Source organism: Gemella sp. oral taxon 928 (assembly GCF_001553915.1).
Classification (GTDB): Bacteria; Bacillota; Bacilli; order Staphylococcales; family Gemellaceae; genus Gemella; species Gemella massiliensis.
The window spans coordinates 1,680,751-1,696,867 of sequence record NZ_CP014233.1; the positions used below are offsets into that span (position 1 = coordinate 1,680,751).

Here is a 16,117-nt window from a genome sequence, read left to right on the forward strand (position 1 = left end):
TATCTCCTTTTTATGCTAATAAAATTTCATCTATCGCTTTATTCAATCTCTCCAGAACTTCTTCAATTGTCGTCTCCTCAATTTGAGTTGCCGCATTGGCAAGATGTCCTCCACCACCAAGCTCTTCCATTACCAACTGAACATTCATATTTCCTAATGAACGTGCCGATACCCCGACTTTATTTTCATCTAAATATCCGACAGCAAAACTGCACTCTATCCCCTTAAGGCTAAGAAGTAAATCAGCACTTTGAGCAAGCATTACATTAGTATATTTTTTATCATTTGGTGCTAATGCTATAACTATCTCTGACGTTTTTTGAATGGAATTATTAATAATTTCTACCCTATTCATAAAGTTTTCAATAGGTTCTTTTAATATTGTTTTTACTTTAGTAGGATCTGCTCCATTGCTGCGAAGATACCCTGCGGCAGAAAAAGTTCTTGACCCTGTTCTTATAGAAAAGTTTTGAGTATCAACAACTATTCCGCCAAGCATTATTGTAGCAGCCAGCGGTGTTATTTTTTCTATCTTCGTTTGATATTCTATTAATTCTGCTATTAATTCCGATGCTGACGACGCATATGGCTCTATATAGGTTAGCAGCGGATTAGTAATAATATCTTCTCCTCGTCTATGATGATCTATTATTACTTTTTTAGTTGCTTTTTGTAAAATACCGACATCAATAACACGAGAGGCATCTGACGTATCAACTATAAGAAGAGTAGTTTGCGGTGTCATAAGTTCCCATGCCTCATCACTTGTTACAAATACTCTCGCAAGATTCTCATCCGTCGAGTGAATTTCAGCCATAATTTTCTTAATTGTTTCATCCATATCGCTCTCATTTAAAACGATATAACACTCTTTACCGACTATTTTCGAAAAAGTATAAATACCGATACAACCACCTATAGCATCAAAATCAGGACGCTTATGTCCCATAACAATAATTTTATCACTATCATTAACAATATCTGCCAAAGCATTGGATACCACACGTGCCTTAATTCTCGTTCTTTTTTCTTGAGGGTTTGTTTTTCCGCCATAAAATCTAATTGTTCCGTCAACATCCTTTATAGCTACTTGATCTCCGCCACGCCCTAAAGCCAAATCTAATGAACTTTTCGCCAATTCCCCAAGCTCCGGTAAAAAATCTGTTCCTACTCCAACACCGATACTTAGTGTGACCGGTGCATCAAAATCTTCTTTTAAGTTTCTAATTGAATCTAAAATTTGAAACTTATCTTTTTCTATTTTTTTTAAATCTTTAACATTAAGAAGTCCAATAAATCTGTCCTCGTCTATTCTTTTGAGATAAATACTGTTTTTCTTCGCCCACTCTGTAAGAGTTATGACAATATTTGCATCTAACCTGCTAGCTACTTCATCATCTAAAGAATCATAAACATCTTCATAATTATCAAGACTTAAATTTAAAATAATAGGACGTGTATCCCTAAAACGTTGCATTACAACTTTTGCCTCGGTTATATCAAAGAAATAAATATAGCCGCTATCTTTTTGGTAATTAACTTTATAATGTTTCCCAAAAATTTCAAACTGGTTGTCCACAGGTGTTTCCACCTCAAAAAGATTGGCTAATTCCGGCATAAGTTCTAAAATATTCACACCATGGATTTCATCAACTTTTATATTTTTATAAATAAAATTATTCGCCCACTCTATATTTTTTTCTTCATCAATAACAATAATTCCAATAGGGAATTTATTTATTCCTTTCTCAGTCGAATCTTTAATCCTGTTAGTCAACTTATTGATATACCTTGTTGTCTGTTCTTCTTGTTTTTGTCCGTGGTAATAAAAAGGAATAAGCAACAATAGACCTACTATAAGATAGACGATTAAACTTTCTATACTGAATATCGAAATAAATACCGCACCTAAGATAAATATTATTAAAATAAGTACTTCGTATTTTCTTTTTTCACTCATATACTTATCTTCCTTTCCGCAATGTCATAAATTTTTCTCTTAACTTAAATAAACTGTCAACAAAACCGATAAGTTCAAATATCGGACTTAGAAAAATCATCATTATCACCAACAACGGTTTAACCGCCTTTACACCTCTATTCTGCTCCACAAAGAAAAAGACGGTAAACAGCCCGTTAAGCGTAAATGCCAACGCTAATACCCCGACAACATTTTGTGTAACAATCGTCCAGAAGTCATAATTATTTGTATTTTGCATTTCTAAAAATAGACTAATCAAGGTTAACACAACATAAAAATATCCTATTTTAGTGCTTAACATAATTCTGCTAAATTTAGGAAACGTCGGTATAATTACATACTCTTTTGATAACATAGTTAAGGTATACTGTCCAAGTCCTAAACTATAAACAAATAACGCTACAAATATCGTTACCGGGAAAGTTTTCTTAAATGATTCAAAATTTGCAAGAAGTAAATTTTTATCAATCTCTTTATTTGCCATTATCATGGTATTAACATTATCATTTACTATTTTAGATATTTGTTCAAAATTAATATTTAATGCACCTTGCTTAATAAGTAACGCTACATAAATTGCCAGCCCCAAAAACAAAAATGCTGTCATAGTTAAAAGCAAAATAACTTTAGAATGTCTATCGCAAATTAATTTATAAATAATATAAGCTATAAAAATATGTAATGTAAACCAAAGAGCAAACCCTGACGGTGAAAGAACCAAAACTATAACAATTCCTATTGTTGAAAGCGGTAAATATAATTTTTCGCCTTTAGCTCCTAATACATAAGTTAAAGGGAATACCGATAAAAATGCGGCTATTATTTCTACCCTAAGCAACGCCCCTAATAATGCTAATAGAATAAAACTTATACTATAAGCTATTACTTTTTTATTACTTGGTTCTTTAAAGAAAAATTTATTTGCAAGTAATTTTTCCAATTCTTCTTTTATCATTTGTGAAATGTTATCTTTCAATTTAACACTCCTTTATTCTTTAATTAAAACTAATTTTTTATACAGAATAAAAAATAAGTTAATCTCAAATTTGTTTTTATTCAAAAATTAATAATTTTCAATATTTTAAATCAACATTATCCTTATTATTATACCAAATTAGAACTATTTTTTAAAGAAAAATATTATTTTTATTTCACAGCTCTCCCTTTAAATTTTTTTATTAATTTTTATAATTTTTTATTAAAATAATTGACAAAGATTATTATTCAAACTATTATTATGTGTGTAGAGAAGAAAATAATTTAAAAAGGAGGAATATTATGAAAAAATATATTATTACAATAACTACCACAGTCTTAGTTGTCCTTATTTTCGCACTTGGAGGTTATTATTATTTATCAGTTAACAATAATTCAAACACCACGAATGAAAACTCTCAAACTGTAACTAAGAAAGAAAATTCTTCTCAAGATGAAAAAAATAAAGAGTCGGATACCAATAATCCAGTAGAAGCTTTAGACAGTCTTCGTGGAAAAACTCCGGATAATATTAATAAACCAACTGTCATCAACGGAATATTACTGGCAAATAAGAAGCATCCACTTCCTAAAAATTATAATCCGGGAGAAGATGCTACGGCTAGGCAAAATGTTAATAAACTTATTAAAGATGCACAAAAACGTAACCTTAATGTTTCAAATCAAGTTTCCGGCTTTAGAAGTTATCAAACTCAAACCGAACTTTATAACAACTACATTAATGAGCATGGTAAAAAAGAAGCCGATACTTTTTCCGCACGTCCGGGTTATAGCGAACATCAAACAGGTTTAGCTTTCGATTTAATCGATAATGACGGTCAACTGCTAGGTTCCAGCGGCACCAGTGACAGTAGCGTACAAGCTGCACGTTGGCTTGCTGATAACGCTCACTACTACGGCTTTATTATAAGATATAAACCCGAATTTGTTAATAAAACCGGCTACATGGCTGAAAGTTGGCATATCCGTTATGTCGGAGAAAATATTGCCAAAACAATTTATGAAAAAAATATTTCACTCGAAGAATATTTAAACGCCTTGGGTGGAGATTATTTAGAGTAAAAGGAGAATTATATGAATAACGAAAAAAACAATAGTTTTAACCCTCAAAATTATAATGAAAATAATGAACACCAATTTAATCAAAATGGTTATTATGATGAAAACGGTAATTATATTGAACTGAACGGTTATTATGACAATCAGGGGAATTTTCATACACAAAGCGGTTATTACGATCAACAAGGAAATTTTTTCCCTTATAGCAATAACTATTATAACGATTTTGGAACACAAGAAAACTATGTTGAACAAAATAGTAGCGGATACGAGAATCCCGTTACCTACAATACGAAAAATCATTCCGGTAACACAAACCATAACGATCACCCAAACTTCATACCGCCTATAAATAAAACTCATAACAATGACCAATATAACAATCAACAATTTACCCCATCCGACGGTTATAGTAACAAGAAGAAAAAAAGTATTGTTCCAATTATTTTAACGAGTATAGTTACTTTCGCAGTTCTTGTTGTCGGATTATACTTTGGTTATACTAAATTTATAAAAAAAGAAGCTGTTATTGATTTATCTAAATATGAAGTCAACTTTGTAACTTATGGTACTGAAGGCGACGGAAAACCTGAAGTTGATATAAAAAAAGTTCCCGATATAAATAATACAACATCAGAAATATCAAACTTCCTTGCTAACCCCGATGTTAGTTTTGATAAAAAAGACGGGCTTAAAAATGGCGATAAAGTGGAAGTAACTATTACCCTTAACAAAAATACCGCAAAAAAATTAAATTTAAAAACTACCGGAGAATTTAAACGTCAATTCACCGTTAACGGTTTAAACGAAAAAACGAAGGAAAAAGAAACCATTATTGTCAAAGATAAATCGTCAAATTCTTCAAATAATTCAACCCCTTCTGAAGAACGAACAGTTTATGTCAAACCGACTGAAGGAGTAAATCTTAGAAGTTCTGCTAATGACTCAAGTTCAATTTTAGCAACTATAAAAGTTGGTCAACGTATATCTCAACACTATATTGAAAAAAATTCAAACGGTGAAAAATGGGCATATGTAACCTACAACGGGAAAAATGGCTGGATAAGAGCTGATCTTCTCGAATAATAACAAAAACACAAAAGATTTTCAGTAAATAAAGTCTTTTGTGTTTTTTTATAACTTAGTTGTCTCTTACCCTTAGCTTAACCATAAGCATACTTAGAAGTGTTATACAAATAACAATTAAGAATATTGATTTCCCTTGACTAAATCCTAAAAGTCCATTTTTAATATGTTTAGCTATCCAAACATAAACATAGTCACCATAATAAATACCAAGTGCAAAAAATGCTTGATAAATACCCATACTGATATTTCTATATTCTCTATCAAAATACTGCATGGCAAGGGAAATTAAAACATTATACGACCCTCCATACGCTAACCCGTTAAAGATATAGCTTACAAAGATAATGTAGGGATTGCTCACATAAAGTGCTATAATGTAAAATATTAAAGCACTGCTAAAACAAACCAACAATGTTTTTTGAATACCAATTTTTCTTGTAAAGTAAACTCCTACTAAAATACCCGCTATTAATTGCGGAACTGCAAATACTGCATCTATATAAGCAAGCATAAGCGGAGACATATTTAATTCAGTTTTTCCATAAGCTACCATATTAGCACCGCTAGTAGAAAATTTTATAAATGATAACAACAACGCTAATAAACAAACATAAATAAAACTTTTATGTTTCAAAACTGTTCTAACCTTATTAAAAGAAAAATTACTGTCTTTAGATGCATAATCTTTCATCATAAATGTTAAAATAAATGTTGCAACAGCAATACTTCCGGACACTATCCACATATAGTTGAAATGTTTATATGTATTCATAGTCATAACATATTGAATTGGTGCTGCCACAAACTCTGCCAACAATGGTGCTGCTGAAAGAATGGACACCGAAACAGCCACCTTATCTCCGGAAAAAGTTTCCGAAAAAATAACATTAAATAACGCCAACATCGTTGCACTAAGCCCAAGAGATAATGAGGATAGATACAACGTAATATAATTTCCGTTAAATGCTACTAAAAATGAAGTAATAATAAGTAAAAACAATGAAATTTGAACAAATATTTTTCTTCTTCTGAAAATATCACTCGCCAAAAACATCGGTAATCTTACTATTAAACTCGTAAGCCCATAGCCCGCCGCTATTTGAGCCGCAAGTACCGGACTTAACGAAAGTCCGCCATGCTCAACAGGGGTTATCGCATACAGTTTTCGATATGCCCTTATTATGCTGATTGCAGACCAAAAAAGAACCAAAATCCAAAAAATTATCATTTGATTTTTATTTAGCTCGAATTTCCTTGATAAATAAAATACAACTGCCAAAATAAAAACAATCATAATTAAAGAAAGTAAAATTTTTGTTTTAATCATCTCCCAACAAAATTATTAACCTTTTGAATTATAACATAAAATTTAAAATATATCAGCTGATAGGAATGCTACAAAGAAAAAAAGGGTAAAATCCCCTTTTAAAATTATCAGTAAAAATATTTTATTATACATTTCTTACGAGTTATCTTTTTCTATATCATTTAAGATTAAAGAAAATGTACTTCCCCTTCCATACTCACTTTTTACCAATATATCACCATTAAGCTGATGAGCAAGTTGCTTTGCGATAGAAAGCCCTAATCCATAGCCGCCGGTTTCTAAATTACGAGAGGTTTCTACCCTGTAAAATCGTTTGAAGATACTATCCAATTCTTCCGGTGAAATACCTTGTCCTTCATCTATAACTGAAATTTGCAATTTATTATTTTTTACTTCTGCAATAACTTCGACTTTCGTTCCTTTTTTTGAATATTTAAAAGCATTATTTATAAGATTTACTATAATACGTAATAATTTGTCATAACTGCTAACTATCTTAGCTGATTCCGGAATAACTTTAATGTAAATATCCCTTTTTTCTTTTTCTATCAACAGTCTAAATTCTGACATACAATCAATTAATAACTTATCCAAGAAAATAATATCTTTACCGGTAAAATCATTCTCTTTATCAAAAGTATTAAGTGTTAAATAATTTAACTCTTCTACAAGTTTATTAAGTCGCTCGGTTTGTCGTCCTATAGTTTTAAAATAATGTGGATACTCTTTTTTATCAATTACGCCGTCCAACATACCCTCGACTGTTGCCTGAATTGACGTTATAGGGGTCTTTATATCATGCGATAGTTGAGCAATCATAATACTTTTTTCTTTTTCACTCTCAGCTAAAGATTCAAAAGTTTCCTCCAGATTTTTTGACATTTCATTGAATGCCTTAGCCAATTCAGCAAATTCTATTGGATTTTTCACATCTGTAACAAAATCAAATTTTTTTTCAGAGACGTAGTTAACTTGTTTTTTTAGACTCGCTAAAGAGCTGAATACACGAGATAATAAAAACAAACTGACTACGGCTCCTATAACACTCGCTACAATAGTTGTTAAAATAATAAAATATGTACCTTTTGTATCAATTAACATTTTATTTACCGCCCAAATAACCGCTATAATGGTTATTAACGTTGAAATCAAATATCCAATTAAAATATAATTTTTTAGTTTCATTATTATCTCCTTTCTTTAAAATTATTATACTTAAAGTTACAATCGCTCTATACAGCTTTTTCAATTTTATATCCTAATCCCCAAACCGTTTTAATGGTTGGAGTTTTTTCTGTACTGTATTTAGATAAATCTTGACGAAGTGCATGGATATGTACATTTAAAGTATTAGTATCATCTACATAATCTTCTTGCCATATTCTTTCATATAACTCCGTTTTAGAAAAAACACGTTCCGGATTGCTTGCTAAAAGCCATAATAATTCAAAAGATTTTACGGTTAAATCCAACTCTTTTTCTCCAACAATTACCAATCTGCTGGCATGATTTATTTGAAGATCACCTAAAGTAATTGATTCTGATGCTACCCCAACTTTTTTTATTCGACGCAAAATATTTCTCACTCTAAGCACAAGCTCTCTCGGGCTGAACGGCTTAGTTATAAAATCATCAGCTCCCATACTAAGCGCATAAATTTTGTCAGGCTCTGCTGTTTTTGCCGTAATAAATAGAAATGCTTGTTCAGAATTTATGTATTGAATCTCACTTATAAAGTCATATCCGTCCATATTCGGCATCATAATATCCGTAATTATTAAATCTATCTTCATTTTCTTAAATATTGTAAGTGCTTCTATCCCGTCATGAGCCGTTACTACATCATATCCCGCTTGTTCTAAATACCTTTTATTTATTTCCGTTATTTCTATTTCATCATCTACCAACAAAATTTTATTTTTCATATTTATCCTCTCTTAAAAAATAGTGCTATACAGTAAGAGTATAGCACTATCTTATTCTTATATTCAAGCAAAGCCTCTTAATATATACTTATGCCCCTACTTTTATTATCTGTTTTTTCTTTTTATCGCAAAGAACCCAAGAATACTCGCAAAGATAAGTCCAATAATTCCTGCCAATGTCAAATTCGTTTCAGATTGACCTGTATTAGGCAATCTTGTTTTACCGTTTGATAAAGTTCCTTGATTAGTTGTACTATTGGTTAACTGCGAACCGTTTTGGTTGGTATTTGATGAATGCATATGATGCCCATGATGTCCACCCATACCCATATGTCCTTTATTCATAGGATCTGTTGGATTATGCCCGTTATGATTATGATCTTTGTGGTTATGTTTTCCTTTAAGATTAATCGTTACCTTTTTAGTTGCTATAACGTTACTTAAATCAGGTTTACCGTTTTTTGAACCGTATACTTTTACCGTTGCCGAGTAACTTTGTGTTCCGTTTGCTTTTAGTTGCTCAAGCAATGCTTTATCCGATTTACCTTTTGCTTTTCCGTCCAGTTCTACATTGTAGAAGTAATGACCATTTGTTAATTTATCCAATGGTAACAGTCCGGGGTGCTTCGCTGTTCCGTTATCAGACCACGGTGCTTTGTCAGATGATTTTAGTAACAGTCTTGTTAACATTCCATCTCCTCCAAAGGCTTCATATGGTATTACTTGGTTTACCCCTGCTGTAAACGGTCCGGGATATTTTGCATTTTCTAAATAACTTGCCGGTACATCTATTTTATCTTTAATATTTTCCGATACTGATTTTTTTACATCTTCCGGTTTTGTCATTTCGTGTTTCATCATTCCTTTTAAGTTAATCGTTACCTTTTTGGTTACTATAACGTTACTTAAATCAGGTTTGCCGTTTTTTGAACCGTATACTTTTACCGTTGCCGAGTAACTTTGTGTTCCGTTTGCTTTTAGTTGCTCAAGCAATGCTTTATCCGATTTACCTTTTGCTTTTCCGTCCAGTTCTACATTGTAGAAGTAATGACCATTTGTTAATTTATCCAATGGTAACAGTCCGGGGTGCTTCGCTGTTCCGTTATCAGACCACGGTGCTTTGTCAGATGATTTTAGTAACAGTCTTGTTAACATTCCATCTCCTCCAAAGGCTTCATATGGTATTACTTGGTTTACCCCTGCTGTAAACGGTCCGGGATATTTTGCATTTTCTAAATAACTTGCCGGTACATCTATTTTATCTTTAATATTTTCCGATACTGATTTTTTTACATCTTCCGGTTTTGTCATTTCATGTTTATGTTTCATATTTTTATCTTGAGATTTTGGTTCAGCTTTATTATCAGCGACTTTCTTTTCCACCTTAGAATTTTCGGTCATCATATCCGATTTTTTTATACTTTTACCTGTCATCTCTAATTTCTTATTAATTTCATCTATATTTTTAGGTTGTAAAATATCTCTACTTTCTTTTACTTCCGTAAGTTTGTTGGTTTTTAATTCAGCGGCATTTACTTGGGCAGCACCTCCTATCATACTACTTGCTACAATTACTGAAGCAACTCCTACTCCACTAAGACGTCTAATTGACCATTTATTACATTTTTCATTATTTAAACTCATACGATTATTTTGCATAAAATATTCTCCTTATTTTTTCTTTATGATTAAAGTATACAAAATTAAAATTAAATACTTCTTAGAAAAAGTTAAAATATTTCTTAAATAATCCTTATTTATTTGTTATATTCGGTTTTTATTAGAAAATAACTTCTTTAAAGTTGAGTAAAAATATAAAATAAGCTCAATTCTTTATACCTTTCAACCGTTACAACATAAATATGGAGGATAATTTTCTTATCCTCCATACTATTTTATACATTTAGAAATTTACATACTAAATTTTATTGTATAATTTATTCTATTAACTTTAATACAAAGCTATTAATTATCGCAGATATTTTTTTCTACCTACTATTAATAACGCAGCTGCCAACAATCCTATTCCTAAGTTTTCTAATCCGCTATCTGTTAGTCCTGTTTTTGGTAGTGGCGGTGTTGGTGGCGGTGGTAATAATTTGTTTGTTAAATTATAACCGTTTATTTCTTTTGTATATCCTGCTACGTCTTCTTCATCTATTGTATACTTAACTTCTTTTCCGTCTTTGTATTTATCCAAATTGTCAAAGCTGTATTTCCAACCGTCTTTTTCCGTTACTTCTTTTGAAGCTACTTCTTTTCCATCAGCCAATAATTTTACTTTGATTTTTGTTGGACGTTTGCCACTTTGGTTATTGTTGTCAATCCATGTTTTTAGTCCTGCTACACTTACTTTTTCAGGTACATGTTTGTTTATTAGATTAAAATTGTGTATTATTGTTTCGTAGAATTCTACTACTTCTTCATCTATTGTGTATTTAACTTCTTTTCCGTCTTTGTATTTATCCAAATTATCAAAGCTGTATTTCCAGCCGTCTTTTTCCGTTACTTCTTTTGAAGCTACTTCTTTTCCATCAGCCAATAATTTTACTTTAATTTTTGTTGGACGTTTTCCATCTTGGTTGTTATTATCGTCCCATGTTTTTAGTCCTTCAACTTTTGTTTTTTCAGGAACGTGTTTATTTGTTAGATTAAAGCCGTCTATTGCTTTTTCGTAGAATTCCACTACTTCTTCATCTATTGTGTATTTAACTTCTTTTCCGTCTTTGTATTTATCCAAATTATCAAAGCTGTATTTCCAGTTGTCTTTTTCCGTTACTTCTTTTGAAGCTACTTCTTTTCCGTCAGCTAATAGTTTTACTTTGATTTTTGTTGGACGTTTTCCGTCTTGGTTGTTGTTGTCGTTCCATGTTTTTAGTCCTTCAACTTTTGTTTTTTCAGGAACGTGTTTGTTTGTTAGATTAAAGCCGTCTATTGCTTTTTCGTAGAATTCCACTACTTCTTCGTCTATTGTATACTTAATTTCTTTTCCGTCTTTGTATTTATCCAAATTGTCAAAGCTGTATTTCCAGTTGTCTTTTTCTGTTACTTCTTTTGTAGCTACTTCTTTTCCGTCAGCTAGTAGTTTTACTTTGATTTTTGTTGGACGTTTTCCATCTTGGTTATTGTTGTCGTTCCATGTTTTTAGTCCTTCAACTTTTGTTTTTTCAGGAACGTGTTTGTTTGTTAGATTAAAGCCGTCTATTGCTTTTTCGTAGAATTCCACTACTTCTTCGTCTATTGTATACTTAATTTCTTTTCCGTCTTTGTATTTATCCAAATTGTCAAAGCTGTATTTCCAGTTGTCTTTTTCTGTTACTTCTTTTGTAGCTACTTCTTTTCCGTCAGCTAGTAGTTTTACTTTGATTTTTGTTGGACGTTTTCCATCTTGGTTATTGTTGTCGTTCCATGTTTTTAGTCCTTCAACTTTTGTTTTTTCAGGAACGTGTTTATTTGTTAAATTAAAGCCATCTATTGCTTTTTCGTAGAATTCTACTACTTCTTCATCTATTGTGTATTTAATTTCTTTTCCGTCTTTGTTGTATTTGTCCAAGTTGTCAAAGCTATATTTCCAACCGTCTTTTTCCGTTACTTCTTTTGTAGCTACTTCTTTTCCGTCAGCCAGTAATTTTACTTTGATTTTTGTTGGGCGTTTGCCATCTTGGTTGTTGTTATCGTCCCATGTTTTTGTTCCACAGATTTTTATTGTATCTTTTTCGTTAAGGACTTCTTTAGTTATTGATTTATCACTACCAAAATCATTTGGGCCGATTTTTATTTCTGTCGGATCTAATTTATAACCGTCAGGTGCTTTTGTTTCTTTAATAGTATAGTTATCTTTTAACAGTTTTGTAATTGATATTTTTCCGTTATCATCTGTCGTAAACTTCCCTATTACTTGTCCGGTTGTATCACGTGTTACTTGGAATTCAGCACCTTTTAGTGCTTTTCCTCCATTTTTATCTTTTTTAAGTAGATTAATAGAGTACACATATCCTTCCGCTTTACCTCCGGCTGCCAAATATTTCAAATCAAATTTCATTTCATAGTTTTCTGTTCCACTATGCTTTAATATTGCTTTATTTGTAAATACTTCTCCATCTGCAGGAGTATAGTCAGCTTTTATATCATAAGTTACCATGTAACCTTTTTTACCGATGTTCCCTAATTCAAGAGAAAATCCTTTTTGGTCAGCATCCATAGTTATCTTACTCTTGTAAGTGGCAGTAACATCTTTTTGATTTTTATAATTCCAATATGCCTTATCTGTATCCCAAAACCATTCTACTTCATACACTTTAATAGTATCTTTTAGTATATTAACTTTGTAAATATCGTCACCCAGTCTATCTTTAAGAACTACATTTTTTAAATCTGTAGCACTTCTGTTAACAGCAACGGTATAGTGGAAAAGACTTTTATCTTTTGCGTCTTGTACACCGGTTTTATCTACTGTAGTATCAACTTTTTTATTAGGTCCTTTATAATGTAATGTCCCTGCAGAAATTGTTACATCATTACTTATAGTGAATTTAAGATTAATATCTTTTTCTTGTTTAACTTTAGTTTCATCAACCCTTGCGTAGAAGAATAGCTCTCCTTTTACACCTGAGTGTTTTTCAGGATAATCCGTATATGTTAAAGTAATTGTTTTAGTAGCAGAATCTATTACAGCTTTAGCTACTAGTTTACCTTCAGAATCATTTACATCAAAATCTATTGTGGTACTAAAAGCTAATTCGTCAGGTAATTTTATTGTACTAGTATCACCCTTATGAACTTTATTATCTTTAAGAGCAAACTTAGCGTTTACTTTAAAAGTTTCCCACATCTTAACTCCATCTTTAGGTATCGGTTTCCCATCGTTATCAGTGATATACATTTCTGTAATTATATCATTATGCATTGCGGCATTTCTTGCTATAGATTTTATTATATTATCAGGAATATTTTCGGTTTCACCTCTTTTCTCTGATACAATATTTGTAGTTCCTTTAGCATTAACACCTAAATCCACAGTATTGTCAGCTTTTTCATTTGTTTTTGCTGTATTATCAGCTTTATCGCTAACTTTTTTCTCTGTAGCTTCGGTGCTCTTGCCTTGAGTTTCTTTTTTAACTTCATTTTTTTGTACTTTTGTACTTGTAGTTAAATTCTCTCCCTGTTTTCCACCTTCTGCCCTAGCAATATTTGTGTTTGAACTTATAACTGTAGTCAATATTGTACTACATATTAAAAGTACAGTCGTTATCCATATAAAAATTTTCTTTTTCATGAATACTTCTTCCTTTCTTTGTATTTTTAAGTAGGATTTAATTTACACCTTAAATATTACATACACTATAACATACCTGACAAGATAAACACACTCATATCAGTAATGCAAACTAATAACCTACTCCACGATATATTATAACATACCGCAGTTTTATTGTAAATTAAATCCTAGTTTTTTGTCCATTTTTATTTAATTATCTTACTCTTTTCCCTATACTAACAGTATTTAATAGTCTTTTATTGTAGCTTAAAATAATATTCAAAAAACCGGTATTTATAACTAACTTATCAAAAAATATAAATTAAAATTATATACATTATCGCAAAATATTTTAAAAAGCCAAGATTTTAAGAATTATACTTCTCAAATCTTAGCTCTTTTTACTTTTAAACTGTTTTAATTATTCCTATAGATTATTTTTTAAAATCGGCATTAACATTTCACTCGCTATGTCATTTGAACTTCTTTCATTTAATAAATATTTAACTATTTCATACCCGAAAAGCGTAGCTACTGCCGGCCCTTGTGCCGTAATAACATTTCGGTCCACAACAACGGCTTTAGCACTGTTGTATAATCTACATTCTATTTCTTTTTTAAATCCCGGATATGATGTTACTTCTTTATCTTTCAGTATCCCCGCTTTACTTAACACTATTGGAGCTGCACAAATGGCAGCTACTAATTTATTTTTCTGATATATTGTTTGATAAAATTCAATAATTTTTCTATTGTCTCTAAGCAAGGTGCTTCCGGGCAGTCCACCGGGGATAACTATAGCATCATAGTCTAAAATATTTTCTATTTCTTTAAGTTTTTTATCGACTAATACTTTCACATTGTGACAACCGGTTATATAATTTTCGTTATTTGCAGATATAAGATCTACATTTAATCCGGCACGTCGCATAATATCTAACGGTGCAATAAATTCTAATTCTTCACTACCATTTTCCACGAATAAAGCTACTTTTTTTGTCATTCTAATTCTCCTCCTTTAATTATGTTTTATAGTTTTATTTTAACTTATCGTTTTAAAAATAAAAAGAAATAACATTTAAAATAATAAAAATTATAACATTTATTATATCTTATATTCAAAAAAGCAACTACCTGCGGAAGATAGTTGCTCAGTGTTTAAACTCTTATTTAATTATTTACTTAGAAATTTCCAATACACCGTACCCTGTATCACGACGTTTGTAAACTATAGAAATTTCGTTAGTTTTTGCATCTAAGAATGCGAAGAAATCATGTCCTAAAAGTTCCATTTGAATTACAGCTTCTTCTCTTGTCATTAATTCTACTGTTAATTGTTTTACTTTGCCGAAATCTAATGTTGATTCTTCCGTTTCTACTAATTCGCTTGTCAATAAGTTTTCATTGATAAAGCCTTTTTCACGACCTTTTCGATTAATTTTTGTTTTATGTTTTCTCATTTGACGTTCAAGTTTGTCAACTGCCAAATCAACGGCAGCATACAAGTCTTCATTAACTTCTTCCGCACGTAAAGTTACACCTTTAAGCGGTACGGTAATTTCAATTTTTTTCTTACTATTTTTATATACTTTAGCATTAGCATAAACGTTTGCTTCTAAACTTTCAGCAAAGTATTTTTCTAATTTAGAAACTTTGTTTTCAACATACTCTCTAATCGGTTGAGTAATCTCCAAATTCTCTCCACGTACTTGATATCTTAACATTTTAAAGCACTCCTTTCATAAAGCAACCTAACTGCTTTATAGGTTTTCCCCTTTATTTATATTTTCATTATACCATTTTATAAAAGCATTATCAATATCTTTTTACTAAGAATTAGCATTATAAAATTAAAGTATTTTTAAGGTTTTAAATCTATTTTTTGTCTTCGGTAAATGCTAATGTTAAAAAACTAATTTCACAATTTTTAAATTTATTTTCTAATTGTTTCGCACAATTTTTCAATGTATTACCACTTGTAAAAACATCATCTACTATTAAAATTTTTTTATTATTTTCCCCTACCGTATCTCCAAGGAGTTTAAAATTATTTTCCATTCTTTTTTTATGTAATTTCGCCTGTTTTTCTCGATATGAGCAAGTCAATAATTTTTTATACTCTACATCGCAAAGTTCACAAATTAACTCAATATGATTGTAACCTCGAATAGTTTCTCTCGTTATATTTGACGGTACGATTGTAATAATATCAAATTTATATAATCTCAAAAACTCTTTAAATAATTTTTTAAATTTTATTCCTTGAGAAATATCTCCAAAGTATTTTATATTATAAATTATTTCTTTAATAAATTTATAATTACAAAAATAATATAAAGTATAATTTTCAATTCTGATTTTATTAATACTGATATTTTCTCTACATCTATCACATAATTTTATAGTTTCTTTTTTGGAAAAAATATTTTTAAAGCTGAGTTTCTCTTTTATCTCCTTATCGCAAAAACTACATTTCATAATAA

Annotated in this window: 12 protein-coding genes; 2 read left to right on the forward strand and 10 right to left on the reverse strand. The window is 30.6% G+C overall.

Annotation, left to right across the window (positions count from 1 at the left end; all coding sequences use genetic code 11):
• Nucleotides 1-10: 10 nt before the first annotated feature.
• Together AXE85_RS07780 and AXE85_RS07785 are read right to left on the reverse strand one after the other, a co-directional pair.
• Nucleotides 11-1,960 carry a DHH family phosphoesterase gene (locus AXE85_RS07780; RefSeq protein ID WP_062174498.1) on the reverse strand — a complete coding sequence of 650 codons (1,950 nt, stop codon included), beginning with the start codon at nucleotides 1,958-1,960 and terminating at the stop codon, nucleotides 11-13.
• Nucleotides 1,961-1,964: 4 nt separating this feature from the next.
• Nucleotides 1,965-2,957, reverse strand: coding sequence for a DUF2232 domain-containing protein (locus AXE85_RS07785; RefSeq protein ID WP_062174500.1), 993 nt, complete (start codon nucleotides 2,955-2,957; stop codon nucleotides 1,965-1,967).
• Nucleotides 2,958-3,259: 302 nt separating this feature from the next.
• Between AXE85_RS07785 and AXE85_RS07790 the strand changes: the two genes are divergently transcribed.
• Together AXE85_RS07790 and AXE85_RS07795 are read left to right on the forward strand one after the other, a co-directional pair.
• Nucleotides 3,260-4,039, forward strand: coding sequence for a M15 family metallopeptidase (locus AXE85_RS07790; RefSeq protein WP_062174502.1), 780 nt, complete (start codon nucleotides 3,260-3,262; stop codon nucleotides 4,037-4,039).
• 12 nt (nucleotides 4,040-4,051) lie between these two features.
• Nucleotides 4,052-5,122 carry an SH3 domain-containing protein gene (locus AXE85_RS07795; RefSeq protein ID WP_062174504.1) on the forward strand — a complete coding sequence of 357 codons (1,071 nt, stop codon included), beginning with the start codon at nucleotides 4,052-4,054 and terminating at the stop codon, nucleotides 5,120-5,122.
• Nucleotides 5,123-5,177: 55 nt separating this feature from the next.
• Here the strand turns inward: AXE85_RS07795 and AXE85_RS07800 are convergent, their stop codons facing one another.
• The 8 genes from AXE85_RS07800 to AXE85_RS07835 all read right to left on the reverse strand — a co-directional run bounded on the left by AXE85_RS07800 (nucleotide 5,178) and on the right by AXE85_RS07835 (nucleotide 16,112).
• Nucleotides 5,178-6,452 carry an MFS transporter gene (locus AXE85_RS07800; protein ID WP_062174506.1) on the reverse strand — a complete coding sequence of 425 codons (1,275 nt, stop codon included), beginning with the start codon at nucleotides 6,450-6,452 and terminating at the stop codon, nucleotides 5,178-5,180.
• Between the two features lie 135 nt (nucleotides 6,453-6,587).
• On the reverse strand, nucleotides 6,588-7,637 hold the full coding sequence (locus AXE85_RS07805; RefSeq protein WP_062174508.1) for a sensor histidine kinase: 1,050 nt from the start codon (nucleotides 7,635-7,637) through the stop codon (nucleotides 6,588-6,590).
• Nucleotides 7,638-7,684: 47 nt separating this feature from the next.
• Nucleotides 7,685-8,377: a response regulator transcription factor gene (locus tag AXE85_RS07810; protein ID WP_062174509.1), complete on the reverse strand. Its 693-nt coding sequence runs from the start codon at nucleotides 8,375-8,377 to the stop codon at nucleotides 7,685-7,687.
• A 105-nt stretch (nucleotides 8,378-8,482) separates the two neighbouring features.
• On the reverse strand, nucleotides 8,483-10,036 hold the full coding sequence (locus AXE85_RS07815) for an SSURE domain-containing protein (RefSeq protein WP_197415952.1): 1,554 nt from the start codon (nucleotides 10,034-10,036) through the stop codon (nucleotides 8,483-8,485).
• A gap of 310 nt (nucleotides 10,037-10,346) precedes the next feature.
• Entirely contained in the window at nucleotides 10,347-13,652 is a 3,306-nt protein-coding gene (locus AXE85_RS07820; protein ID WP_062174511.1) for a Cna B-type domain-containing protein, read from the reverse strand.
• Between the two features lie 409 nt (nucleotides 13,653-14,061).
• Entirely contained in the window at nucleotides 14,062-14,637 is a 576-nt protein-coding gene (locus tag AXE85_RS07825; RefSeq protein WP_062174512.1) for a DJ-1 family glyoxalase III, read from the reverse strand.
• 175 nt (nucleotides 14,638-14,812) lie between these two features.
• Nucleotides 14,813-15,358, reverse strand: a complete 546-nt coding sequence (gene hpf, locus AXE85_RS07830) for a ribosome hibernation-promoting factor, HPF/YfiA family (RefSeq protein ID WP_062174515.1) — start codon at nucleotides 15,356-15,358, stop codon at nucleotides 14,813-14,815.
• Nucleotides 15,359-15,509: 151 nt separating this feature from the next.
• On the reverse strand, nucleotides 15,510-16,112 hold the full coding sequence (locus AXE85_RS07835) for a ComF family protein (protein WP_062174517.1): 603 nt from the start codon (nucleotides 16,110-16,112) through the stop codon (nucleotides 15,510-15,512).
• Nucleotides 16,113-16,117: the final 5 nt, after the last annotated feature.

Bases quoted from the DNA above. Each gene is read 5' to 3' on its own strand.
- AXE85_RS07780 (WP_062174498.1), bottom strand. From the start codon at position 1,960: ATGAGTGAAAAAAGAAAATACGAAGTACTTATTTTAATAATATTTATC.
- AXE85_RS07790 (WP_062174502.1), top strand. From the start codon at position 3,260: ATGAAAAAATATATTATTACAATAACTACCACAGTCTTAGTTGTCCTT.
- AXE85_RS07795 (WP_062174504.1), top strand. From the start codon at position 4,052: ATGAATAACGAAAAAAACAATAGTTTTAACCCTCAAAATTATAATGAA.
- AXE85_RS07800 (WP_062174506.1), bottom strand. From the start codon at position 6,452: ATGATTAAAACAAAAATTTTACTTTCTTTAATTATGATTGTTTTTATT.
- AXE85_RS07805 (WP_062174508.1), bottom strand. From the start codon at position 7,637: ATGAAACTAAAAAATTATATTTTAATTGGATATTTGATTTCAACGTTA.
- AXE85_RS07810 (WP_062174509.1), bottom strand. From the start codon at position 8,377: ATGAAAAATAAAATTTTGTTGGTAGATGATGAAATAGAAATAACGGAA.
- AXE85_RS07815 (WP_197415952.1), bottom strand. From the start codon at position 10,036: ATGCAAAATAATCGTATGAGTTTAAATAATGAAAAATGTAATAAATGG.
- AXE85_RS07820 (WP_062174511.1), bottom strand. From the start codon at position 13,652: ATGAAAAAGAAAATTTTTATATGGATAACGACTGTACTTTTAATATGT.
- AXE85_RS07825 (WP_062174512.1), bottom strand. From the start codon at position 14,637: ATGACAAAAAAAGTAGCTTTATTCGTGGAAAATGGTAGTGAAGAATTA.
- hpf (WP_062174515.1), bottom strand. From the start codon at position 15,358: ATGTTAAGATATCAAGTACGTGGAGAGAATTTGGAGATTACTCAACCG.
- AXE85_RS07835 (WP_062174517.1), bottom strand. From the start codon at position 16,112: ATGAAATGTAGTTTTTGCGATAAGGAGATAAAAGAGAAACTCAGCTTT.